The organism is Flavobacterium beibuense, assembly GCF_004151245.1.
Lineage (GTDB): Bacteria > Bacteroidota > Bacteroidia > Flavobacteriales > Flavobacteriaceae > Flavobacterium > Flavobacterium beibuense_A.
Window position 1 is genome coordinate 215,864 of the sequence record NZ_JUIW01000001.1, and the last position, 24,640, is coordinate 240,503.

Below are 24,640 nucleotides of genomic sequence, written 5' to 3' on the forward strand. Positions count from 1 at the left end.
AATAAAATTTTGGATACCAAAGTGTTAACCTTTTAACCAGGCCTCCTTTAATTTGGTTTTACTTTCGATTGAAGCATGGTAACCTTCCACCTGTTCTGTAGGTAAAACAACTTTACCTTTTACATCCTGTTCCTTGCCTTCGCGCTTAATTTTTAGTGTAATATCTTCACCGTCTTTCCAGCTCATGCTTGTCATGATAAGATCGTAAATATTATCAAGGTTGTACGCTGTTCCGTTAACGGATGTTATAATGTCTCCTGTTTTAAGTTCCAGAGTATCCATAAATGCATTGCCTTCTACAGGAAGTAGTACGATTTCCTTATCCTTGTTTATGGTTACATAAGGGATTTCTTCGTTTTTAAGGAATGGTGTCCCTTTCTTTTCGACAATGGTTTGGGTTACCCCCATTTTCGCCAGATACTCGTCATAAGGAATAGGTGTGTCGCCACTTACATAAACCTTTAAAAAATCTTCTACCTGTGGTGAAGTAAGTTTTGCTATATCCGCAAAAAGGTCATTGTCATTAAAAGGTTTGTTACTTCCATATTCTGCCGAAAGGTTTCTCATAAGGTCTAAAATCCCTTTTTCACCGTTGGTGTTTTCTCTTATCTGTATGTCAATACACATCGCAATAAGCGCACCTTTAAGGTATACATTGTAGTAAGAATCTTTGTACGGAGACTCAAGTATGTTTTTACTCATTTTAGTGAAATTCATTGTTTCGCTAAACTGCTTAGACTGCGCAATCTTATCGGCCATACGGGCATAAAATTCATCTTCGGTTATGAGTCCCTGGTTTACCTGGAACAGATTGGCAAAATATTCGGTAACACCTTCATACATCCATAAATGTTCAGACATCTTAGGGGTGTTATAGTTGAAGTAATGAATTTCATTTGAGTGTATGCTTAACGGAGTCACAATGTGAAAGAACTCGTGAGATACCACATCTTTCAGGGTTGATATAAGCTGGTCAAGAGGCATCATTTCAGGCATAACCACAGTAGTGGATATTGTGTGTTCTAATGCTCCAAATCCTCTGGCATCCGGTTTTTCCATATCGGTTAGGTAAATCAGCACACTGTATTTCTTAGTGCTGTTTATAGCTCCTAAAAAACGTTTTTGAGCACGCATCATGGTTTCCATGTCCGGAGTTATATCGGCGGCTTTTACCTTTCCGCCAGGAGAGTATACGCTAATAAGAATTTCCATGCCATCTACCGTAAAGGTCGTGTAATCAGGCTTAGAATACATAATAGGATGATCTACCACATCAGGGTATCTCGGTGATTTAAATATGTCTGTCTCATTACTTGTATCCTCGTCTATAAAAGAGGTTGAGGCCCATAAATCGGCAGGGTGCGATATGGTAAGTACATAAGGCAATTCGCTCTTGCCTTCAAAGTAACCTACAAATCCGTGAGTGTTTAATACAAAGTTGTCATTTGCTGCAATGTTTGTTCCTGCCGGAGAGAATATATCGTGAACACCTGTTCCTTCAATATCATAAGTGTCGTTTACCCAGTAAGTAACTTTTACAAGTTTATTGGCATCGGCTATTTTCCATGAGTTTTCATCAGGATGCTCAACCTTAAGCTCACGTCCTTTTTTGTCATAAGCCTTAAAGTCGTCTATAAACTTACCGTAATTGTCGCTGGAGTATGTTCCGGGTACAATTTTCGGAATGTAGAAAGTAGTGGTTTTGTCGTCCAGTTTTGGAGCGGTAACAGTAACCTGTACTTTGTCGTTAGTAACATTTTTCAGGTCTATAGCAACCTGTACATCCTCATGCTTTTGAGCTGTTGCAACACTGCACACAGATAAAGCGAGTGCAATTGTTTTAATAATTGTTCTCATTTGCTGTTTTTTGGTACGTATATGTATATCAAAACATGAGGATGTTACAGATTATTATGATTTTTTTTGAAATTATTTTACCTGTTGCTTAATCCAGGTTGATATTTCATTTAAGGCTACAGGAGCAATGGTTTGTTCTATGGTTTCATATTCCGACACCTCTCCGGTTGTACATTCCTGGAATAAGTGATTTAGGTTAGGCAGTTCCTTCGTTGTAACCTTTTTGTTTCCGCCTTTAGCTGTTGCATTTTTTATGCCTGCAAGATCTTCCTGTGGCGGTACCTGCAGGTCTTCACTGCCATTAATTGCCAGTATAGGGCATTTTACTTTTTCCAGATTTGGGGCAGGATTGTATCGGATAAAATACAGGAACCATGGAGAGGTAAGCTCTGCAATCTGCATTTCTGTATATTGATCAACCTGTTCCTGTGGAATACCTTTTTCAAGGAATAAAGGTTTCATCTCGGTATTGTAAATTTGAGATAATCCTGATTTTATAGTGTTCTTGTCGGTTTCCTTTAAAATCACATCATATAACTTTCTGTTTACAGAACCCAGTTTTTGAAGCTCTTCTTCCGGCATACCACCTGCCTTGTTTATAAGGTAGTTTTGTTTCATTAAAATTTCATCACCTGATATTCCGGGACCTGCCATAAGTACCAGAAAAGCAACGCTATTGTTTCTGGCCGCTATCATTGGGGCTATCATACCGCCTTCACTATGCCCTATCAGTCCAACCTTGTTTTTGTTTATTTCCGGTCTTGACTTAAGGTAATTAAAAGCGGCTTCGGCATCAGTAGAAAAATCGGCAGAAGTTGAGGTAGCAAAAACACCCTTTGACTCGCCAACACCTCTGTCGTCAAAACGAAGTACGGCAATACCGTTTTTAGTTAAGTAATCTGCAAGTAGCAAGAAAGGTTTGTGATCCAGTATTTCAGAATTCCTATCCTGAGGGCCGCTACCACTTATTAGTACTACAGCAGGGTAGTTGCCTTCTTTTTTAGGTAATGTAAGTGTTCCGGCTAAAGTTATTCCCGCGCTTTCGTTTTTAAAAGTTACGTCTTCAGTATAGTAGCCATAGGGAGGCTGTGGCTCCTGTGGCCTTTTTGGTTTTTCTATTTTTATTTCATCCCTTCCTAAGTCAAGCGGAATTTCATACCCCTTTTGTTTATAGGTACCTTTTATAATGTTGTTTTCCATAGTTCCGTTATACTCCAGCTGTCCTGCCGGAATAGCAAAGGCAAGGGTGTTATTTTCAAAACTTATGGTTGTTACGGGAATTCCTGTTACTCCCTGATCAGGACTGTCCATAGTTGCGGAATAGCCGGTTTCGGTTTGTGTAATATTAATAACAAGGCGAACTGTTGTGCCCGGTACTTTTAATAATCCGTTCCATGTGCCTGTAATATCCTGAGCAAATGCAATACTGGCAAAACACAGTGTTATAAGGGTAATAAGTTTTTTCATAATGTTTTAGTTAATAGTTGAAATCAATAGGGATGAAACTACTTCTGCAATAATAATAGCCAGTATAAAAGCTATAGTGTGTGCTACCTTTTTAGAATTACTGGCCGTTTTAAATCCGTTATACAATAATGTGATATACCATACCAGTGCCCCAATCATTACAATAGCTGTAATTCCTATTGCGGTATAGTCTAAAGCTGTAAGATTTAGTGATTGTGGGTCTTGTGGGTCTATAGAAAGTAATTTTTCATCTATTCCGGGAGAAATGAATTCCGGATTGAATATAGGTAAGAAACAATAGATAATTCTTGCAATAAGTACAGTATTAAGGATATCTATTATTCGGGTCTTTTTATTTACAGTAATGGCTGCGGCAAAAAGAAACACGGAAAGGGTAACTATATTGATAAGATTATCTATAAAAGGAGCTTCAAATCTTACATCGTTTACAAGATGCATGTCAAGTATACCGTCAAAGCGGGCATTAAGATAATAGGCAACTAAGGAGCATAAGGCAGCCATTATAAAGCCTGTTATAAATAGCTGTTTCTCCGTGTACTTTTCAAAGGGGTTAAATAGTAATTTTTTCATGGTGGTTATTCCTGGTTTTGCAGTTGTTTTATTTTACTGATAAGGTCGTCAAGCCTGTTTCTTACTGTAGGATAGCTTATTCCCATTTGTGAAGCCATTTCCTTAAGGCTGCCGCTGGTTAAAAAGAACTGGAGTATAAAATCCTGTTCTTCCTGGTTAAGCCGCAATAATACAGGTAAGGGAAAGTTGCCGCTAACAGTAGTGCTGCACGAGGGGCAGGCCAGTTGAGAAACATTCAGCGATGACGAACAACTGGGGCATGTAATGGGCAGTTTAGGTATCATGTTAATATTGTTTACTTAATTGTATTGCAATATTAATAAAATTAAACTAAACTTTAATAAAGTTAAAATAAAAATTATTAAAGATTAAATTTTGGATATAAAAAAACTCCCATTCGGGAGTTATATAAGTTTTAAAATTTGTTCTTAAAGTAATACTTCGAATCCAAATCATCATCTTCCAAATCACTGAAGTTTTGTGGCTTAGGCTTTGGTTTTTTAGCAGCTACTTTTTTCTTCCACAGTTCAAAATTATCAGCCTGCAGTTTCTTTTTCATAATTTCGGTTACTTCCTTCTCGGATAAGCCAAATTCTTTTTTAATCTCCTCGAAAGGCTTCCTTTCTTCCTGAGCCAAAGTTACTATCCTTTCTATAGCCGCTTTGTCAAGTTCGTGGTTACTCTTTTTCATCAGATGAAAACATTAATATCAAATAATAGTTTAAAGTTTAATCAATATTACTAAAAAAAATGTTTGATTGTAAGGGTTCCGTAAATTTTTGTGTTTTTTTAAAAAGGTTTCAGTATTAAGGGGTTAACGTTGCAGTTTTTTAAAAAAATATCAAATAAGGGTTAAATTTTTTTAAAGAGATATTTTTTTAAAGCAAATTTAAACATAGCAATAGGCCCAGTATAACAATACAATTTGTAGAGGTAACCTTATAAATCGTATAGTTTTAGATAATCCTAACGAAACATTATCATTAAGATACATATACATATTTGCAGGAAATATGGCTATAAGTAATGCCATTATACCTAGTGCTGCATACGATGTTGCAAAAGGAAAACATAATAATACACCTAAAACTATTTCGGCTAATCCGGCTAGGATATTTAGCACTTTTGGAGCCGGAAAAAGCGGCGGTATAATTTTAGTGTAAATCTTTGGTACCCTAAAATGGTTAAGCCCTGCAAGTATATACAGTGTAGCCATTACATATAAGTGCCAGGGTAAGCTCATAACTAATTGATTTTATATCAAATATACTCATAATTGCCGGATTTGTTCCGGTTGCCAATATTCATTATTACAACAGCAGCAATTATAAGGGCTATGCCTGTCCATTGTACAGCAGTTACTTTTTCATGCAGGAGTACAAAAGCCATAGTTACGGATACCGGAAGCTCCAACGAAGAAACTATACTACCCAAACCAATACCGGTTAAAGGAAAGCCTGTGTTTAATAACAGCGGCGGAATAATGGTGCCGAATAAAGCCAGTACCAGTCCATATTTAATAAAAATATCCATGTTATAATTTCCTGTCCAGGTAAATGCAGTATAAATAAGTACTATTACTGCACCACCATATAAAAAGTAAAGACTCCTTTTTGAAGAGGAGAGATGCACTGCTATTTTATTAGAAGCAAACATTGTGGCCGTAAAGGCAGCTGCCGCAAGCAGGCCTAATACAATACCTCTCCAGTCGGGGATCTCGTTTGTGTTAAGTAAATTGGTCGCCATTGCCGTGCCTATAAGTACGATAATAACGGCTACTATTTTTTTGGCGGAAGGCAGGGTTTTGGTAAGCAGCGATTCCAGTACTACACCCATCCATACGGTTTGCATAAGTAACACAATTCCCATAGAAACAGGTATGTATATTACCGACAGGTAATAAAATACACTTGTAAATCCTGTTGATGTACCGGCTATTATAAGATGAAGTTTGTCTTTGTTTGTAGCTTTTACTTGTGTGTCCCCGTTTCTTTTCTTCTGAAAGAGGTTAATGAGTAACATGCCAACTATGCCTAAAAGTATTTGGGATGAGGTTACTTCGGCAGTGGTATAACCTTCTTTATAAGAAAGTTTTACCATAGTGGCCAGCATACCGTAGCTGGTAGCGCCCAGGCCAACTAAAAAAACGCCTTTTAATATATTCTTGCCCATTTGTTTTATTGAAAAACAAAGTTACTGTTTAAGTTTTTACCAATAAGTTAAAACTATGTTTATGGTTAATATACTAAATCAACTAAAAATATAGTTATAGGTAATAACCTACATCTTAACTATATGACTGCCAAATTATACTTACTGTTACTGCTTTCTGTTTTTAGTTGTTCAGGAACTAAAAAAGAGGAGCCTAAAGTAACCGAAAAAGACTATTCTGCCATACATACCGAAGCGCTTACCTTTTGTAAAGAAAAAGGTTTTAGCGAAGATTACTATTTTTTGGTAGACATGAGTGTACATTCTGGTAAGAACCGCTTCTTTGTATATAGTTTTAAAGATACGCTTGTTACCGACAAGAATCTGGTTACACACGGCAGCTGCGATAAGTTTGACGATAACCCATATAAATACCAAACTGCCAAATTCAGTAACAGAGCCGACAGTCATTGTTCTTCCAAAGGGAAATATAAGGTTGGAAAACGGGATTACAGTTCGTGGGGTATTAATGTAAAATACTGGCTGCACGGACTGGAAGAAAGCAATAACAATGCAGTAGACAGGGTAGTGGTATTACACTCTTGGGATGCCGTGTCAAACAGGGAAATCTATCCTCAATATAGTCCGCTTAGTTGGGGTTGCCCTGCGGTGTCAGATATTTTTATGAAGAAACTGGATGAAAAGCTGAAACAGACAACCAAGCCTGTTTTGTTATGGATTATAGAATAGAGTGGATTTGTTGATTAGGTTAACTGTGTTTCTTCGCTTCTTCAAGTAAATCGCTAAGGTGAACCCTTAATGCTTTTACCGATATGCTTATTTCCCAAAAGGAAACAGCAAACGATGCTAATAAAAGTAACAGGCTTAGCCCGAAAATATAGGTGCCCCAAAGGTTACTGCCTACAAATAATAATGCCATTGCAAATACCGAAAAGAACAGGCTTAATACTCCGTACATCTGCATGTGGCGTATTAAGGTCAGTCTTTTGTTGAGGTTTTGTATTTCCAGTAATATACTTTTTGTTTCGTTTTCGTCGTAGTTTTTCTTTAACCCGCGAACTATAGTGGCAATGGTAAGGAATCTGTTGGTATAAGCAAGCAGGATTAATGATGTTGCCGAAAATAAAAGAGCCGGGGTTTCAAGGGAAAGATTCATAAATCAGGTTTGTGAAATGGTGTTATAAAGATACTTTTTTTAATGAAGCCTTTAACAAAAAACCTGCAACTTTCGATGCAGGCTTCTCGGTTATTTTTTCTTCTTTTTCTTTGGTTTGCAGGTTTTGCAAAAATCAGCGAGTTCTTCAATTTCTTTCAGCACCTCTTCGTGAAGCCTTTTAAGTTCTTCACTTTTTTGACCTATGTCGGTTGCTTTTCCTGCTTTGGCAGTCCTGTCGGCATACTCTCTTCTTATATTATCAAATAATGGTTGTACATAACTAATATCTGAAAAAGTACCTTTTTCCTCATAAAGCATTTTCCTGAATTTTCGGGCATACAGTTCGCAGGCGTCAAATTCATATTGGGCAAAATCTACCATTTTTAATGCTGTTTCCTCATTAGGTGCGATTATAATAGCCGATTCAGGAAAAAACCTGTTGCTTACTTTAGAATTAAAGTTTTTGGTAAGCATAAACTCTATATTGGTCATTTGTACGCCATAATCTAAACTGGCAGAACTGTAAACACTATAAAGGTTTGTTTCTCCTATTTGTGTGCTTTCCGATTTGAAATCGGCCAACGTTAATTTATATTCCGGGTTCCAGTCTACAACATTAAAATCCTGTGCGGTAAGTATGCTGCATATAAAAAACAGGGCGAGTGTAATGTGTGTTTTCATAGCTTTTTAAAATTTTTCGCAAAACTAAGTAATTAAGCAGATTATAAAAACATAAAAAAACCTGTGGCTCTCACCACAGGTCTGTTATAATTATTTTGAAGAGAGATTTCTCGACTTCACGATGTTTCGCCCGAAATGGAAATTACTTTATCAGGTCAAAACTACGTTTTACAAAAGCGGTAAGCTCTTCACCCTTAAGAAGGTTTTGAGATAGCTTGGCAAGGTCAAGCGCCTGTTTTACCAATGCTTCCTGATGCGTTTTGTCTCCGCTGTTAAGTATGTTTGATGTAAGCTCGTGGTTAGTGTTTACAATAAGGTTGTACATTTCAGGGAAGTTACCCATACCAAACATACCTCCGCCACCTGTCTGGCTCATTTCTTTCATACGGCGCATAAACTCAGGCTGTGTAATCCTGAACGGAGCTGCATTACTGTCCATAGCCTCAAGCTGAACGCTGTAAGTGGTTTTAGGTACAATCTCTTCCAGTACGGTTTTAAGTTTTTCCTTTTCTTCTTCGCTTAGTTTAGAGATCTGCTCGTCGTCTTTCTTAATAAGCTTGTCTATATGATCGGCATCTACACGTGCAAAAGTAAGATTCTCGTTATCGGCCTCTAATTTTTGTATTAAGTGTGATACGATAGGGGAGTCAAGAAGAAGTACTTCGTATCCTTTCTCTTTAGCATCTGCAATATAGCTGTGCTGTGCATCCTTATCGCTTGCATAAAGTATTACCAGTTTACCGTCTTTATCTGTCTGGTTTGCTTTAAGGGCTTCTTTAAGTTCTTCCAGTGTGTAGAATTTGTTGTCTACAGTCGGGTATAGTACAAATGCACCTGCTTTCTCGTAGAATTTAGGCTCGCTAAGCATACCATACTCCAATACGATTTTAATATCGTTCCATTTTTGCTCAAAGTCCTCACGGTTTTCTGTAAACAGTGATTTAAGTTTATCGGCTACTTTACGTGTAATGTAGTTGGATATCTTTTTAACGGCACCATCTGCCTGAAGGTAAGAACGCGATACGTTTAACGGAATATCCGGAGAGTCGATTACACCTCTAAGCATGGTAAGGAATTCCGGTACTATACCTTCTACGTTATCGGTAACAAAAACCTGATTTTGGTATAGCTGTATCTTGTCTTTCTGAACCTGTAAATCGGCAGAAAGTTTAGGGAAGTATAAAATACCCGTAAGGTTAAACGGATAGTCTACATTAAGGTGGATGTTAAACAGCGGCTCCTCAAACTGCATCGGGTATAACTCATGGTAGAAGTTTTTGTAATCTTCCTCGTTAAGGTCGCTAGGCTGTTTTGTCCATGCCGGGTTAGGATTGTTTATAATGTTGTCAACCGTAATCTCTTCTGCTTTGTAATCTTCAGGAGCATCTTCCGGTTTAGGAAGTGTTTCTGTACGGGTACCGAATTTAATAGGCACCGGCATAAACTTGTTGTATTTTTTAAGCAGTTCGCTAATGCGGTGCTCTTCTAAAAATTCTGTAGAATCATCTGCAATGTGCAGGATTATTTCTGTACCTCTTTCGGTCTTGTCAGAAGGCTCTAGTGTAAACTCAGGGCTACCGTCGCAAGTCCAGTGTACTGCAGGCTCATCTTTATAAGATTTGGTGATAATCTCTACTTTTTCAGCAACCATAAATGCTGAGTAGAAACCTAAACCAAAGTGCCCTATAATGCCTGAATCTTTAGCTGAGTCTTTGTATTTTTCAAGGAACTCCTCAGCTCCGGAGAAAGCTACCTGATTGATGTATTTTTCTACCTCTTCACCTGTCATACCAATACCCTGATCGATAATATGAAGCTTTTTACCTTCCTTGTCTACCTTAACCTCTATAACAGGATTGCCATATTCTACTTTGGCTTCTCCTATGCCTGTAAGGTGTTTAAGTTTAAGTGTAGCATCTGTTGCATTTGAAACCAGCTCACGTAAAAAGATTTCGTGGTCGCTGTATAGAAATTTCTTGATTAAGGGAAATATGTTCTCTACCGAAACATTAATTTTTCCTGTTGTCATAGTATGATGTTTTTTATTGTTTTCTGATTGTGCTTATTCAAATAAGATACCAACACTCGTTTGGTGACAAATTGACATTTTGTTTTCCACGTTTGTCAGTAATCAATGGTTTTGATTTGTTAAAAAAAGAAAATTTTAAGAAAACATTAATTACAGCGGGGGTTTGCGAGGTTTTTTATTCTAATCCCGCTGATAATAAATGATTTGTAAGAGGTGAAAAAAATCTCACGTGAAATTAACCGATATTTCCTGTTAAAAAACAGTGGTAGCTATTGTTTGGTAACACTAAATGTGATTAACTTTATTCAACGAAATAAGTATATAACCTAAAAACTTAAAATAGCAGTTATGAAAAAAGTATTGTTTTTATGCATGTGTGTAATTGCCTTAGCCTCATGCTCTTCGCTACATCAAAAATCGCAGGTTGGTATTAAAGGAAACTGGACAATATCAAGCGTTACCTATCCGGGATCAGACTATATTAAGGTAACTTCCTTTGATGTTGCCGACTCTCAATGCTTTGTGGGAAGCTCATGGAAGTTTGTGAGTAACAACAACACTGGCGAAATGACCCTAAATAAAGTAGGTTGCCCTGCTTTTTCAAGTCCTATTATATGGTCGGTAACTAAAGACGGATCATTTACGCTAAAAATTACCGAAGGTGAAAAAGGGAAAAGAGTAACTCAGGGTTATTTCCTTAAAGTAATGAACCAGTCTGAAAGTTCATTCCAACTTGTAGACAATGTAAATGTTGGCGGTAAGAATGTAGATGTTGTTTACCAGTTTAACAAAATGTAATATCAATAAAACAAAAATAAAGATTATGAAAACGACGAAAATTTATTTATTGGCTTTTGCCTTTATTTTCAGTATAGGTTTTACATCGTGTGAAGCCACAAAGAATATGAATAATACACAAAAAGGTGCCGGTATTGGTGCTGCTTCGGGAGCGGTTATCGGTGGTATTATAGGTAACAATGTTGGTAAAGGAGGTAATACTGCACTGGGTGCCATTATTGGTGGTGTTGTAGGTGGTACTGCCGGAGGTCTTATAGGTAACAGTATGGACAAACAGGCAAGAGAGATTGATGAGGCTTTACCGGGTGCAGAAGTTGAAAGGGTAGGAGAAGGTATTAAACTTACACTGGGTGAGAACTCGGTTAATTTTGACCTTAACAAATCTTCATTAACTTCTACAGCAAAAGCTAATCTTGATAAGCTTGTTCCTGTATTTAATGACTATCCTGATACTAACATTGATATTTTTGGTTATACTGACAGTAGCGGTAGCGATGATTACAACCTTAAATTATCTGAGCAGAGAGCTGCTTCAGTAAAAACATATCTGGTTAGTAAAGGTTTAAGTGCCGGTCGTATCAATACAATTGGTCGTGGCGAGGCAGATCCTATTGCTTCAAATGATACTAAAGAAGGTATGAGTAAAAACCGTCGTGTTGAGTTTGCAATTACTGCAAATGAAAAAATGGTTGAAGATGCTAAAAAACAGGCTCAATAATAAATTGAGTTATATATACAGAAATAAAAAAGGCTGCCTATTGGCAGCCTTTTTTATTTTATCTCCAGTCGGAATCTCCTCGGTTTTTTCCTAAGTAGAAAACAAGGCCTGCAGAAAGGTTTAATAACTTACCTACCGAAGGCGGATCGGTTTCATTTCTGTATCGTGCGCCGTTATAATCAAAATCCTGACTGAAATTCATTATAAATGATGAGTCAAGATAAAAAGCCATACGATCAGTAATTTTGATTTGAGGCGTAATACCAAAAATAATATGGCCAATATTATCCTGGCCCGGATAGCGTTGCGATTTCATATTAGAATATCCAAGCCCGGCATGTGCTAAAAGATTAAAGCTAGTATCGCTGTGATATTTCAGATTAAAGGTGCGGGCAAGATTATTTACAACCTGTGCCGAAACCCTAAAATAATCAGAGCCATAGTTGGGAACATCTTTTTTTCTGAATTTATCTGAGCCGAAATCAAATTTAAACCCCCATTGCTCATCTGCCATATAACGGAAGGCAAATTCGTAATGTCTGAAATCAGAAAATCTTGCTACAGGAATACTCGCTCCATAGCCCCCTTCTAGGGAAAACTGGTCATTTTTACTTTGAGAAAAAGCGCAAAAAGAGAGCGCCAGCATACAAAGTGTGATGGTTTTTTTCATGTTTTAATAATTGGGTTAGATAGGTGTGTTTGTGTAAAGAAATAAAAAAAAAATAAAAAACAGTAAAAACTTAAAACCGCTACTACACTTTTTACGTATATATAACATATGTTATGATTTTTTTAAGAATTTATGAGATTCAATATTCTAAATGATATCTCACAAACGAGTTTGTTTATTTATTGGTTAGGTTGATAAGGGTGCTTTCTCCTCTTTTGAGATTGCGCCCTTATTTATTTTTAAGCACAGGGCTTTTTTGCTGTAAATCCTTTACTTTTGCAGGATTAAAAATTTATAATTTTCAATGCTTGCTGTAAAGAATATTTCTTTTGGATATACCGAAAAAAAAATAATCCATAATCTGGATTTTACTGTTAAGAAAGGACAGAATATAGCTGTAATAGGTGAAAGCGGTTGCGGAAAAAGCACTCTGCTTAAACTTATTTATGGACTGTTTGATCTTGATGAGGGAGAGATAATCTATAAGGGAGAACCTGTTTTAGGACCAAAGTTTAACCTTATCCCGGGAATGCCGTACATGAAATATCTGGCTCAGGATTTTGATTTGATGCCCTATATAACTGCAGCTGAAAATGTAGGGGCTTATCTTTCTAATTTTTATCCGGAACAAAAACAAGAACGCATTGCCGAGCTTTTGGAAATTGTAGAGATGACCGAATTTGCCGATATAAAGGCACAATACCTTAGCGGAGGGCAACAACAACGTATAGCACTCGCAAAAGTATTGGCATTGGAACCGGAGATCTTGCTTCTTGATGAGCCTTTTAGCCATATAGATAACTTTAGGAAAAATGCTTTGAGGAGAAACCTTTTTGCTTATCTCAAACAAAAAGGAGTTACCTGTATTGTTGCCACACACGATAGTACCGATGCACTTTCTTTTGCTGATGAGACTATAGTGATAAAAGGGGGAAGGATGATAGGTAAAGCACCCTCTAAAGAAATTTATTATAACCCCACAGATAAGTATACAGCATCACTTTTTGGTGAAGTTAACCAGATAAAACTGGAACTGCTTACACTAACACAAAAGGAAGACGAAACAGTTTTAATTTATCCGCACCAGCTTAAAGTAACAGAAGAAGGTCCGCTTAAAGTTGTTGTTAAACAATGCTATTTTAAGGGTAACCGATATCTTATTAAATCGGCCTTAAACAGGCAGGTAATATTTTTTGAACATTATAAAGAATTACCAGTAAATACAGAAGTAAGCCTTACGGTTGATAGAAACGCCTTTGGATAATCTGTCTTAAATATTGTAAAGCAGTTGTTTAGCATTCTTAAGTTTTGTCAAAAAACCAAATTATTTTCAATTCCTTTTTAAGGAATGTTTATTTTTACATCTGCATTTTTATTAAAACAAACAATTTATGTATCATTCAAAGATTTCAGGCTTAGGCTATTATGTTCCGGAAAATGTTGTTACAAATGACGATCTTTCCAAAATTATTGAGACCAATGATGAGTGGATTCAGGAACGTACCGGTATAAAGGAGAGAAGGCATGTAGTAAAAGGAGATGGTGATACTACCACTACTATGGGGGTTAAAGCCGCTAAAATAGCTATTGAACGTGCAGGTATTGACAAAGAGGATATTGATTTTATAGTATTTGCAACACTTAGCCCTGATTATTATTTTCCTGGGCCGGGTGTACTTGTGCAAAGAGACTTAGGTATGAAAAGGACTGTTGGGGCTCTTGATGTAAGAAACCAGTGTTCCGGATTTATATATGCACTTTCTGTAGCCGATCAGTTTATAAAAACAGGTATGTACAAAAACATACTTATTATAGGTTCTGAACTTCATTCAACCGGACTTGATATGACAACAAGAGGTCGCGGGGTTTCGGTTATTTTTGGTGATGGTGCCGGTGCTGCAGTTTTAACAAGGGAAGAAGATACTACTAAAGGTATACTTTCCACACATCTTCATTCGGAAGGGCAGTATGCAGAAGAGCTTGCTTTAATCGCCCCGGGTATGGGTAAAAGATGGGTAACCGATATTATTGCAGAGAATAACCCTGATGATGAGAGTTATTACCCTTACATGAACGGACAGTTTGTGTTTAAAAATGCCGTGGTTCGCTTTAGTGAAGTTATTATGGAAGGCCTAAATGCAAATAACCTTAAAGTGTCTGATATTGATATGCTGATACCGCATCAGGCTAATCTTAGGATTTCTCAGTTTATTCAACAGAAGTTTGGTCTAAGTGATGATCAGGTATATAACAATATTATGAAGTACGGTAATACAACTGCCGCTTCTGTGCCGATTGCACTTACTGAAGCTTGGGAAAATGGTAAGATAAAAGCAGGAGATACTGTAGTGCTTGCTGCTTTTGGTAGCGGATTTACATGGGGTAGTGCCATTATAAAATGGTAAATGAAATTTAAGAAGATGATTCTCTTAAGTGCACTTGCTGTTCCTGTTGCTTTAGGGATATATTATTTTATTCCTGAAAAAGCATTGCCAAAAGGTAGTGAGGTAGACAAGCTTGTAGTGTATAAATCTAAAAGGAAAATGCTGGCTTACAGCGGTGAAAGCCTTCTTAAAACCTATACAATTTCTTTAGGTAAGAATCCTCTAGGACATAAACAGTTTGAAGGGGATAACAAAACACCCGAAGGTGTTTATACCATTAACGATCGTAATGCCAATAGTAATTATCATAAAAATTTAGGTGTTTCCTATCCTAATGAGGCCGACAGGGAATTTGCTGAAAAGCAAGGCAAAGCACCAGGCGGACTGATTAAGATTCACGGGTTAAGAAATGACCGCGGATATATAGGTAAGTTTCATAGATGGAAAGACTGGACAGCCGGCTGTATAGCTGTAACCGATGAGGAAATAGATGAGCTTTATAAAGCAGTAAAACATAATGCGGTAATAGAGATACTGCCATAAAACAAAAAGCCCGAAACTATGTTTCGGGCTTTTTTACTAACTACTAAATCTAATGTATAAAAAAACTAAATTCTCTTATTTTTAGAACATACCGCCACCACTTTGTTTAGTGTTATTATCGCGGTATTTACGCTGCATAGCCCTGTTTTTACCACCTCCAAATCGGTAGTTAAGGCTAAAGTATGCCGTATGGCTCTCCCAACGGAATTCTCCGCTTTGCGGAAATGGGTATTGGCTGTCAAAAGCATAGCGCATGGTTTTGAACATGTCGTTAAAGCGAAGGTTAAATGTAAGTTGGTTGTCAAGCAGGTTATAGCTAACACCAGAATCAACTTTGTACATTTCCTTACTATTGTTTTGTACCCCGTTTACAGGGCCTCTGTAGAACCCGAAAAGGATAAAGCTTAGTCGCTTGTTAACCCTGAAGTTTGCATTAAGCCTTGCGTTAAATGCATTGGCGTCTATCTGCCTTATAACAAACTCATAGGTTCCGTCAGGTTGTGATTGGCTTACAGCTCCTTTTTGTGATATGCTTGAAAAATCGATAGCCGGCTGGATATCCATCCATTTTGCTATTTTATAGTTTGCTGAAACTTCAAATCCGTAAGACTTATTGTTGTTATAGTTGTCAAACGTCATGATCTGGTCGTTAGGGTTTTCTGTAGTTTCATCCGGATATAAAACCCTGCTAATCTCATCATTTATCAGTCTGTAGAATATACCTGCAGTAATTGAAGATCCTTTTTCAAATACTTTAGTATAATTAAGCTCTACCGAGTTAGTGAACTGTGGCTCCAGTTCCGGATTACCTAATGATGTAATAAGTGGAGTAGAAAATTCCCTAATAGGCTTAGTCTGTTCAAGGCTTGGTCTGTCTACACGACGGGTGTAGCTTACCTGGAACATATTTTTTTGGTTCAGGTTATAAGTTAGGTAAGCCGAAGGGTATACTGTAATATAATCGTCGTCAAAAGCTACGCCGCCGCTATTTGATTTTGCCTGTACCTTATAACTTTCAAAACGTGCACCTAACTGATAGCCTATTTTTTCGAATTTCTGTCCGAAAGTGGCATAGGCTGAATAGATATCCATATCGTAAGTATAGTCTGAAACCGGGTTTGTAATCAACGAATTCGTTGTGTTGTAATCGTTGTCTGAACGGATGATTCTGGACTCTGCACCAAGCTCTAAAGTAGACTTTTCGCTAAGCGGGTTTACATAGTCAAGGTTTATGGTTGTATTGGTGCGGTTATCTTCAACTCTGTCTATATAGTTGCTGGGTACATTACCTGTTACAATATCATAAATACCTGCCTGAGATCCTTTTGTCTCGTTAAGGTTACCTTCAAAATCTAAGGTATGTCCGTCTTTATCAAACTTATGCTTGTAGGCTAAGTTGTAAGTGTTGTTATGGTTACCACTGTCAAATACAGACTCCTGTGTGGTGTCTTCAGAATCACTACCTGCATAGTCTATGCCTATGTTGATGTTTGTGTCAGCAGAAAAGTTGTTCAGGTTTACATAGGCAGAAATGGTGTTTTTATCATCTAGATAAAAGTCTAAACCAAATTTACCAAAGTAATTTTCGTTATCGTTAACTACATCAATGTCTTGTAAAGAATTAACATCTGGAGTATTTCTCTCAACTTTTCCCCAATTATAGTTTTTGCCAAAGTTACTACCTGTGGTTGCAAAGAAGTTAACTTTACCCATACGGTAGTTCATATCTAAAGAGTTGTTGAACTTTGGTACTTTACCAAAAGTGATACCCGAGCTTAGGTTACCATTAAATCCGTCGTTTGTGTTTTTGTTCAGGATTATATTTATGATACCGGACATCCCTTCAGGATTGTACTTTGCACTTGGATTAGTAATAAGTTCTATCTTTTTAATAGAGGTAGATGGTATCTGTTTTAATAACTGTGTCGGACTTATATTGGTTGGCCTTCCGTCTAATAATACCCTTACATTCTGGTTTCCTCTAAGGGAGATGTTACCGTCCTGATCTACATTTACGCTTGGTATGTTGTTCATGATCTCGGCAGCAGTACCCCCGGCTGTAGTAAGGTCACGGCCAACAGTAATAACCTTACGGTCAAGTTTTTGCTCTATGGTAGAAACTTCTTTTACTATTTCTACTTCCTCAAGTACAGTGTTCGATTCTGTAAGCTGAATGATTCCCATGTCGATAAATCTTGCAGCATCACCAAGGGTAATATTTTCTTTGTGGGTTGTATAGCCCATAAACTGTACTTCTACAGTATATTTTTTAAGTTCGAGATTTTTAATTGTAAAAAGTCCGTTATCTTCGGTAATACCTCCGGTAACAACCTGGTCGCCGTTTTTAACCACTATACTTACATAAGGCAGGCTCTCTTTAGTTTTACTGTCTACTACCTTTCCTGTAATACTTCCCGGGTTTTGGGCATACGCAGAAATCAGGCTCCCGAACAGGAGCGCAAAAAGAAATTTGATTTTCATTTGTTCGATTAATTGATTGATGATTGAACCGGCAAGTGTACAGCCTTAAATGAATGGCGATACACTAAAACCGACAAGGCATTTTAAATTTTTTATCCCGCCTTGTTATACATAAGACATAACCGGGCATAAAATGTTACAGGTTTTTTTAAATTTTTTTTCATGCCCGCCCTAACAGCTTTATTATGAGTGTAAAACTAGTTTTTTAAATTGTAAATAAGGTGTTGCAAAACAGACAATTGAAGGGGGTTAACACGACAGGATTCAAAATATAACTGCTGTAATTATTTTAAGAATTTTCCTTTCTGCCTCTCGGGCAAATAATTTATCTTTGCAGGCTTAAAATCAATATAAAAATGGCATTATCACAAATACTTACTTCCCATATCGAAAAAGCGGTAAACGAACTGTTTAGTGTAACCCCTGAAAAGGTTGAACTACAGGCAACACGCAGGGAGTTTGAAGGCGATATTACCATGGTTATTTTTCCGTTGCTTAAAATTATAAAAAGCAATCCGGTAGAATTAGGAAATAGAATAGGGCAGTACCTTGTAGAGAATTCTGAAATTGTAGACGGGTTTAATGTAGTGTCCGGATTTTTAAATATTGTAATTTCTGATGCTTACTACATCAGTTTCTTTAACGGTATAAAAGAAAACGAAAACTTTGGTCTTTTATCTCCTGAACCGGGCGATAAGGCTGTAATGGTAGAGTATTCTTCACCTAATACAAACAAGCCGCTTCACTTAGGGCATGTGCGTAATAACTTATTAGGATACTCTGTGGCGGAAATTATAAAAGCTTCAGGTAAAAAAGTATACAAAACTCAGGTTATTAACGATAGAGGTATACATATCTGTAAGTCAATGCTGGCATGGCAAAAATTTGGCAACGGGCAAACTCCGGAAAGCACAGGCTTAAAAGGGGATAAGCTGGTTGGTAATTTTTATGTTGAGTTTGAGAATGAACTTAGGAAGCAGGCCAAGCCAATTTTTGAGGCATTTATAAATGGAGATTTCTCACAAGATAAGACAGCTAATAGTGAAAAGCTGAGCGGTTTTAATGAAGAGATTAAAAAGTTTACAGCTATGCGTGATGAAAAAATCGCACAGTTGGATATTCAAAAAATAGAAGCTTTTGATAAGGAATTGGCTTCTGAAATTACAGAAACTCTTTCTCAGGGAGGTACTATTTCAAAAACTTTTTCAGGATTCAGAAAAAATGCTCAGGATGACCTTTTGAAATCTAAACCTTTTAAAGAAGTAGATGCTTTATTAAAACCGATTATTTCTTTAGAAGATAAAATTGATAATCTGATTTCTGAAATTAATGATGCTGCCCGTAACAGTACTGTAGTAATGCAGGAAGCTAAAGAAATGCTTCGTAAATGGGAAGCAGGAGATGCTGAGGTAATTGCATTATGGAAAGAAATGAACCAATGGGTGTATGCAGGTTTTGCAACTACATACAACAATCTGGGAGTTAATTTTGATAGCTATTATTATGAAAGCAATACCTATTTATTAGGTAAAGACGTAGTTGAAGAGGGGCTTGCCAGGGGTATTTTCTTTAAAAAAGAAGATGGCTCTGTATGGATTGACCTGACCGAAGACGGCCTTGATGAAAAATTGGTGCTTCGTGCAGACGGTACATCGGTTTACATTACCCAGGATATAGGTACTGCCATACAGCGTGTAAAAGATTATCCGGATGTGGGCGGTATGGTTTATACTGTAGGTAACGAACAGGATTACCATTTTAAAGTACTTTTCCTTATCCTTAAAAAACTTGGTTTTGACTGGGCAGAGAACCTGTATCACCTTTCTTATGGTATGGTAGATCTTCCGTCAGGAAAAATGAAGAGCCGTGAAGGGACTGTAGTGGATGCTGATGATTTAATGAGTGAAATGACTTCAACAGCTAAGCAGATATCTGAAGAACTTGGTAAACTTGAAGGCTATTCTGACGGAGAAAAAGCAGAGCTGTACAGAACTATAGGCCTTGGGGCTTTAAAATATTATATACTTAAGGTAGACCCTAAAAAACGTATACTGTTTAATCCGGAAGAGTCGGTTGACTTTGCAGGTAATACAGGTCCGTTTATACAATATACTTATGCAAGGATACAGTCGCTTATCCGTAAAGCTGATTTTGATTTCTCTAAATCTCTATCAAATGCTGATATTGCCCTGCATGAAAAAGAGAAAGAATTGCTTAAGATTATAGCAGAGTATCCTGAGGTGATACAAAATGCTGCTAACAGTCATAGCCCTGCACTTATTGCCAATTATACTTATGAACTGGTAAGGGAGTATAACTCTTTCTATCAAAGTGTACCGGTATTGGGGTCGGAAATTGAAAACGAAAAAATATTCAGGATACAGCTATCCAAAAAAGTAGGCGAAACAATAAAATCTGCTTTCGCTATGTTAGGTATAGGTGTGCCGGAGAGAATGTAATAAACAGCCAGTTTTTGTGAGCCATAATAAAAAACCTTATTTCTTTCAGTCGTTTGCTATTGTCGTACTGTCAATAGCAGCATTTATTGGCTTTAAACAGGTTTTGCCAAAAAAGATTTTCACCGAATCAACTACAGTAAGTAAAAATGTTGTGGTAGACAGCCTTTTGCTCGAAGCAATTGAGGCTACCGACACCATAACTGTGGAAACTGATACGATTACCGAAGAGGATATTGTTTTTGAGAAAAAGTATGGTGTGCAGTTTCCAACAGAAACTTTTGAGCAGTATAAGGGATATCAGCACTTGGTGCCTTTGTTTCAAAAATTATATGAGCTGGAAACCACTGGTGAAGGTAAGGTTAGGATAGCTTACTTTGGCGACTCCATGACCGATGGTGATATGATCGTGCAGGATTTCAGGTCTAACCTTCAGGAGAAATTTGGGGGAGAAGGCGTAGGTTTTGTAAACATAACCTCTGAGTCTGCCGCATCAAGATCTTCTGTAGTACATCAGTTTTCAGGTAACTGGAAAACACAATCCTACTTAAATGTAAAAAATCCTTTAAGGCCTTTTGGTGTTAACGGCCATGTGTTTTTTGTAAAGCATGATACGGTAAATCCGGTATGGATTAAGTATAAGGCAGGTGGCTTAAAGCACATGTCTAAACTTAACAGTCCTACACTTTTCTATGGGCAAAGTGGTAATAATGAGGCAAGTGTTGCAGTGATAAACGGAAAAGATACTATAGTTAAAAAGCTTAATCCGACAAAAAGGTTAAATACCCTTTTACTTTCTTCCGGTGATCTTAAAACACTTAAGGCAGACTTTATTAAAGCCGATTCAATTCCTTTTTACGGAGTTAACTTCGATAATGGGAGGGGTGTTCATGTAGATAACTTCTCTAACAGAGGTAATTCCGGCTTACCTATTTCCATGTTCAATACTAACCTGATGAAAGCTTTTAATGATAAGCTGGGTTACGATCTTATTGTGCTGCATTATGGTACCAATGTGCTTAACTATGGCTCATACAATTATAAGTGGTATGAAAGGGGCATGACAAGAGTGATTAATCATTTAAGGGAATGTTTTCCGGGAGTTGCTATTTTAGTAATTTCAACTGCTGATAAGTCCACCAAATATGACCTTGAAATGAAAACCGATTCTGCAGTAGTACCTTTAGCACAGGCTCAAAAAAGATTCTCAATACAATCTGAAGCTGCTTATGTAAACCTTTATACACTTATGGGAGGCGACGGCTCTATGGTAAAATGGGTTGAAGAGGTACCTGCAATGGCAAATAAAGACTATACGCACTTTAATTATAAGGGAGCTAAAAAAGTAGCCGACCTGATTTATACCCAGGTTATAAATGGCTATGAGCAATATAAAAAACTCAGGGCTAAAAGTAAGCCGGTTGAAATAAATGATCCGGAAGAGCCGGAAACTGAAAATGATTCCGTAATACTTCATAAAGATTCGCTAAATGATTAAAAAGGTATTAGGGATGTTGTGTTGTCTGGCATTTTATGCCAATGCGTCTGCTCAGGTTGACTCTGTGGAAGTTGATATGGATAGTGTTGTGATAGACAGCACAATTATCATTTCAGATAATATTATCACAAACACTTCGGTGCTTGATCCGGTGTTTGAAAAACTTTTTAAACTGGAGCAGCAAAAAAAGGGGCATATCAATATAGTGCATATAGGAGACTCCCATATTCAGGCCGACTTGTTTTCAGGAAAGGTGAGGGAAGAGCTTCAGGCTAAATATGGTAATGCGGGCGCCGGGTTTTCGTTTCCTTACAATCTGGCAAAAACAAACGGAGGTTATAAGGTAAAATTTACTTCTAATGCTTCATGGGAAAGCAGGAGGAATATCTATACTCCCGATGGTACAGAAGTAGGTTTGAGTGCAATAGGGCTTACCACAGCCGAAAATTTTGTGCTTGGTCTTGAAGTGCGTGACACTTCCGATTATTTTAATACCATAAAAATTGTAACTCCGCATAATTCGTCTTTGTTTGATGTGGCTACAAGCTCAAAAACAATAACATTAGAATCGACAGAGCCTAAAGTTATAGTCCATAAGATAAAAAGCGGGGAAGCACTTTCCATAATTGCTGAAAAGTACAATACATCAGTATCGGAAATAAAAAAATATAATGGTTTACGCTCCAATAATATCAGGGCAGGGAAAACCTTGAAAATTCCTACGGGAGAGAAGGTTAAGAAAGAGGTTCAGCGTTCGGAATTCATTCCGCTGGATTTGCAAAAAGACAGTCTTAGCAGCTACTATTACAGCAGTGAGCGATTGTCTAAAATATACCTGTTGCCTAACAAGCAGGAAAAGCTTTATAACCTAAATGGGGTAATATTAGAAAAGGATGCTCCTGGTATATTGTACCACACAATTGGTGTTAATGGGGCAAAATGTTCTGACTATAATAAATACCCTATGTTTTTTGAGCAGTTACCGGCTTTGAATCCTGATTTGGTGATTGTGTCCCTAGGCACTAACGAGTCGTTTGATAAGCTTACAGCTACAGAATACATTGCCCAGCTTAATATGTTTATTGATAGTGTAAAGGCAGAAAATCCATATGCATGCGTAATTATTACTACGCCGCCGCCATCACTATTCAAAAAGAAATATCCTAATACATTTGTTGGGGATTATACAAGAAATATTCTGATACAGGAAACAGAAAAGGGTTATGCAACCTGGAATATGTTTGCTGTTTTAGGCGGGCTTTTTAGTGTAAATGAAAACGCTAAGAAAGGATTGATGTCTTCCGACAGGATACACTATTCAAGGGAAGGCTATAAACAGCAGGGAGAACAGTTTACAGAAGCATTTTTAAATGCATACAATAATTTTAAATTAAACAGGCAATAATGCAGTTTTCAGATTTAATTCCGCACTTATCGTGGCAGGATGTATTGGGTTGGTTTGCATATAACCCAAATGAGCCTTTACTTTTCAATTCGGGAAGGTTCTTAAAGCTGTTTATTGTTTTTTATGCCATATATATTCTTTTAAGGAAAACTTTTCACTTAAGGATATTCTATGTTATCTGTTTTTCGCTGTATTTCTACCAGCAGTCAAGCGGTAAGTATTTTTTGCTGCTGTTGTTTACTTCGGTGCTTGATTATACTCTTAGTTACTTTTTATATAGGGAGACCAATGCCCTAAAGAGAAAGCTTTATGTATGGTTTAGTGTTGTGGTTAACCTAACCTTTTTGGGCTATTTTAAATATACAAATTTCCTAATAGGTAATTACAACGATTTGTTTGGCGGAACATACTCTTTTCATGATATTATACTACCGGTAGGTATATCGTTTTATACGTTCCAGTCTATAAGTTATACAATTGAGATTTACAGAAAAGAGATTACCCCGGCCAAGAGTTTTCCGGATTATCTTTTCTTCGTTTCATTTTTTCCGCAATTAGTCGCGGGACCTATTGTAAGAGCTAAGGATTTTATCCCTAAGATTTATGAGAAACTAAATGTAACCAAGGAAGAGGTTAACTATGGTCTGTTTCTTATTATTGGCGGACTTATAAAAAAGACAGTAATTTCAGATTACATTTCAATAAACTTCGTAGACCGTGTTTTTGATTCGCCTAACAGCTATACGGCTTTTGAGAACCTGATGGCTTCTTATGGGTATACTATTCAGATCTATTGTGATTTCTCCGGTTATTCCGATATGGCTATAGGTATAGCATTGTTATTAGGTTTTGAGTTACCACCTAACTTCAGGACTCCTTATAAATCGGGTTCAATAACCGAGTTTTGGAGAAGATGGCACATATCGCTTTCTACCTGGTTAAAGGACTTTTTATATATCTCGGTAGGGGGTAACAGGTACGGTTCTATTGCCGGTTTTCTTTTCCCGTCGCTATTTTTCTTCGGGCTTATAATATGGGGTGTAACCTATGGACCCACAAGCTATATTCCTTTTGTAATAGGTTTAGGGTCTACTTTACTGTTCATACTTACATTTGTGCTTTCTAAGAATAAGGAGAAGACAATGTATACCAACGCAAACCTTATGACGACAATGTTGTTGGGTGGCTTATGGCATGGTGCCAGTCTCAGGTTTATCATTTGGGGAGCGCTACATGGTATGGGACTTGCTGTGCATAAGCTTTTTCAGGAATTTTTCCCTGATAAAAAGAATGTAAAACTAAATTTTGGTTCTGCCTTATGGAAAATATTTTCGGTAGTGCTAACATTTCATTTCGTAGCATTTTGCTGGATTTTCTTCAGGGCTAAAGACTTTACCACTGCACTCGATGTAATTAAAAATATAAGTGATGTAAGATTTAATCCTGAAGAATGGCAAACTATTATACTTGGATATAAAAATGTATTTGCCTTAATGTTAGTGGGTTATGTTTGGCATTTCCTTCCTGAGAAATTTACTGAGTTTATGAAACAGGCGTTTTATAAAACTCCGTTGATTTTCAAAGGTATACTGTTAGGACTGGTTTACTGGTTGGTTTATGCGGCAGCCTCAGCAGGGCCACAACCGTTTATTTACTTCCAGTTCTAAATATTTTTCATTCTAACGTTAAGTTAGTTAGGTTTTAATGCAAAAAATTTATTAAATTTCGCGTTTT

Annotated in this window: 22 protein-coding genes; 10 read left to right on the forward strand and 12 right to left on the reverse strand. The window is 37.1% G+C overall.

Going from position 1 to position 24,640, the window contains the following annotated elements:
• Nucleotides 1-24 precede the first annotated feature (24 nt).
• From NU09_RS01065 to NU09_RS01095, 7 genes are all read right to left on the reverse strand, one after another.
• Nucleotides 25-1,857 carry a peptidase M61 gene (locus NU09_RS01065; RefSeq protein ID WP_129749394.1) on the reverse strand — a complete coding sequence of 611 codons (1,833 nt, stop codon included), beginning with the start codon at nucleotides 1,855-1,857 and terminating at the stop codon, nucleotides 25-27.
• Between the two features lie 72 nt (nucleotides 1,858-1,929).
• Nucleotides 1,930-3,324, reverse strand: a complete 1,395-nt coding sequence (locus tag NU09_RS01070) for an alpha/beta hydrolase family protein (RefSeq protein WP_129749395.1) — start codon at nucleotides 3,322-3,324, stop codon at nucleotides 1,930-1,932.
• Between the two features lie 6 nt (nucleotides 3,325-3,330).
• Nucleotides 3,331-3,915, reverse strand: a complete 585-nt coding sequence (locus tag NU09_RS01075) for a hypothetical protein (RefSeq protein ID WP_129749396.1) — start codon at nucleotides 3,913-3,915, stop codon at nucleotides 3,331-3,333.
• A 5-nt stretch (nucleotides 3,916-3,920) separates the two neighbouring features.
• Nucleotides 3,921-4,199 carry a DUF2089 family protein gene (locus tag NU09_RS01080; RefSeq protein WP_129749397.1) on the reverse strand — a complete coding sequence of 93 codons (279 nt, stop codon included), beginning with the start codon at nucleotides 4,197-4,199 and terminating at the stop codon, nucleotides 3,921-3,923.
• Between the two features lie 131 nt (nucleotides 4,200-4,330).
• Nucleotides 4,331-4,606, reverse strand: coding sequence for a DUF2805 domain-containing protein (locus tag NU09_RS01085; RefSeq protein WP_129749398.1), 276 nt, complete (start codon nucleotides 4,604-4,606; stop codon nucleotides 4,331-4,333).
• 198 nt (nucleotides 4,607-4,804) lie between these two features.
• Complete coding sequence (locus NU09_RS01090) at nucleotides 4,805-5,158, reverse strand: DoxX family membrane protein (protein WP_129749399.1); 354 nt, start codon at nucleotides 5,156-5,158, stop codon at nucleotides 4,805-4,807.
• Between the two features lie 17 nt (nucleotides 5,159-5,175).
• Complete coding sequence (locus NU09_RS01095; RefSeq protein ID WP_129749400.1) at nucleotides 5,176-6,087, reverse strand: EamA family transporter; 912 nt, start codon at nucleotides 6,085-6,087, stop codon at nucleotides 5,176-5,178.
• Between the two features lie 123 nt (nucleotides 6,088-6,210).
• On the opposite strand from NU09_RS01095, the gene NU09_RS01100 reads away from it, so the two are divergent.
• Nucleotides 6,211-6,816, forward strand: coding sequence for a murein L,D-transpeptidase catalytic domain-containing protein (locus tag NU09_RS01100; RefSeq protein WP_129749401.1), 606 nt, complete (start codon nucleotides 6,211-6,213; stop codon nucleotides 6,814-6,816).
• Between the two features lie 19 nt (nucleotides 6,817-6,835).
• On the opposite strand, the gene NU09_RS01105 is transcribed toward NU09_RS01100, so the two are convergent.
• The 3 genes from NU09_RS01105 to htpG form a co-directional block, all read right to left on the reverse strand.
• Nucleotides 6,836-7,243, reverse strand: a complete 408-nt coding sequence (locus NU09_RS01105) for a DUF2721 domain-containing protein (protein WP_129749402.1) — start codon at nucleotides 7,241-7,243, stop codon at nucleotides 6,836-6,838.
• A 90-nt stretch (nucleotides 7,244-7,333) separates the two neighbouring features.
• Nucleotides 7,334-7,924: a hypothetical protein gene (locus tag NU09_RS01110; RefSeq protein ID WP_129749403.1), complete on the reverse strand. Its 591-nt coding sequence runs from the start codon at nucleotides 7,922-7,924 to the stop codon at nucleotides 7,334-7,336.
• A gap of 142 nt (nucleotides 7,925-8,066) precedes the next feature.
• Nucleotides 8,067-9,953, reverse strand: coding sequence for a molecular chaperone HtpG (gene htpG, locus NU09_RS01115; protein ID WP_129749404.1), 1,887 nt, complete (start codon nucleotides 9,951-9,953; stop codon nucleotides 8,067-8,069).
• A gap of 348 nt (nucleotides 9,954-10,301) precedes the next feature.
• On the opposite strand from htpG, the gene NU09_RS01120 reads away from it, so the two are divergent.
• Together NU09_RS01120 and NU09_RS01125 are read left to right on the forward strand one after the other, a co-directional pair.
• Nucleotides 10,302-10,751 carry a lipocalin family protein gene (locus NU09_RS01120; protein ID WP_129749405.1) on the forward strand — a complete coding sequence of 150 codons (450 nt, stop codon included), beginning with the start codon at nucleotides 10,302-10,304 and terminating at the stop codon, nucleotides 10,749-10,751.
• Between the two features lie 25 nt (nucleotides 10,752-10,776).
• The gene (locus NU09_RS01125; RefSeq protein ID WP_129749406.1) at nucleotides 10,777-11,469 is read left to right on the forward strand and encodes an OmpA family protein; all 693 of its coding nucleotides are present in this window, start codon (nucleotides 10,777-10,779) and stop codon (nucleotides 11,467-11,469) included.
• A gap of 58 nt (nucleotides 11,470-11,527) precedes the next feature.
• Here the strand turns inward: NU09_RS01125 and NU09_RS01130 are convergent, their stop codons facing one another.
• Nucleotides 11,528-12,139: a hypothetical protein gene (locus tag NU09_RS01130; RefSeq protein ID WP_129749407.1), complete on the reverse strand. Its 612-nt coding sequence runs from the start codon at nucleotides 12,137-12,139 to the stop codon at nucleotides 11,528-11,530.
• 304 nt (nucleotides 12,140-12,443) lie between these two features.
• Here NU09_RS01130 and NU09_RS01135 point away from each other — a divergent pair, with 304 nt between their 5' ends.
• The 3 genes from NU09_RS01135 to NU09_RS01145 all read left to right on the forward strand — a co-directional run bounded on the left by NU09_RS01135 (nucleotide 12,444) and on the right by NU09_RS01145 (nucleotide 15,066).
• The gene (locus tag NU09_RS01135) at nucleotides 12,444-13,403 is read left to right on the forward strand and encodes an ABC transporter ATP-binding protein (RefSeq protein WP_129749408.1); all 960 of its coding nucleotides are present in this window, start codon (nucleotides 12,444-12,446) and stop codon (nucleotides 13,401-13,403) included.
• A 127-nt stretch (nucleotides 13,404-13,530) separates the two neighbouring features.
• Nucleotides 13,531-14,544, forward strand: coding sequence for a 3-oxoacyl-ACP synthase III family protein (locus tag NU09_RS01140; protein WP_129749409.1), 1,014 nt, complete (start codon nucleotides 13,531-13,533; stop codon nucleotides 14,542-14,544).
• Entirely contained in the window at nucleotides 14,545-15,066 is a 522-nt protein-coding gene (locus tag NU09_RS01145) for a murein L,D-transpeptidase family protein (RefSeq protein ID WP_129749410.1), read from the forward strand. It abuts the gene before it with no gap.
• Nucleotides 15,067-15,147: 81 nt separating this feature from the next.
• Here NU09_RS01145 and NU09_RS01150 read toward each other — a convergent pair whose 3' ends face one another.
• Nucleotides 15,148-17,547, reverse strand: a complete 2,400-nt coding sequence (locus tag NU09_RS01150) for a TonB-dependent receptor domain-containing protein (RefSeq protein ID WP_129749411.1) — start codon at nucleotides 17,545-17,547, stop codon at nucleotides 15,148-15,150.
• 356 nt (nucleotides 17,548-17,903) lie between these two features.
• Between NU09_RS01150 and argS the strand changes: the two genes are divergently transcribed.
• Genes argS through NU09_RS01170 form a run of 4 tightly spaced genes read left to right on the forward strand, consistent with a single transcriptional unit; the run spans nucleotide 17,904 to nucleotide 24,573 of the window.
• Complete coding sequence (gene argS, locus NU09_RS17270; RefSeq protein ID WP_129749412.1) at nucleotides 17,904-20,006, forward strand: arginine--tRNA ligase; 2,103 nt, start codon at nucleotides 17,904-17,906, stop codon at nucleotides 20,004-20,006.
• Nucleotides 20,007-20,022: 16 nt separating this feature from the next.
• On the forward strand, nucleotides 20,023-21,501 hold the full coding sequence (locus NU09_RS01160; protein ID WP_129749413.1) for a hypothetical protein: 1,479 nt from the start codon (nucleotides 20,023-20,025) through the stop codon (nucleotides 21,499-21,501).
• Complete coding sequence (locus tag NU09_RS01165) at nucleotides 21,494-22,906, forward strand: LysM peptidoglycan-binding domain-containing protein (protein WP_129749414.1); 1,413 nt, start codon at nucleotides 21,494-21,496, stop codon at nucleotides 22,904-22,906. The genes NU09_RS01160 and NU09_RS01165 overlap by 8 nt, the downstream gene beginning before the upstream one ends.
• The gene (locus tag NU09_RS01170) at nucleotides 22,906-24,573 is read left to right on the forward strand and encodes an MBOAT family O-acyltransferase (protein WP_207209741.1); all 1,668 of its coding nucleotides are present in this window, start codon (nucleotides 22,906-22,908) and stop codon (nucleotides 24,571-24,573) included. The genes NU09_RS01165 and NU09_RS01170 overlap by 1 nt, the downstream gene beginning before the upstream one ends.
• The last annotated feature ends 67 nt before the right edge of the window (nucleotides 24,574-24,640 follow it).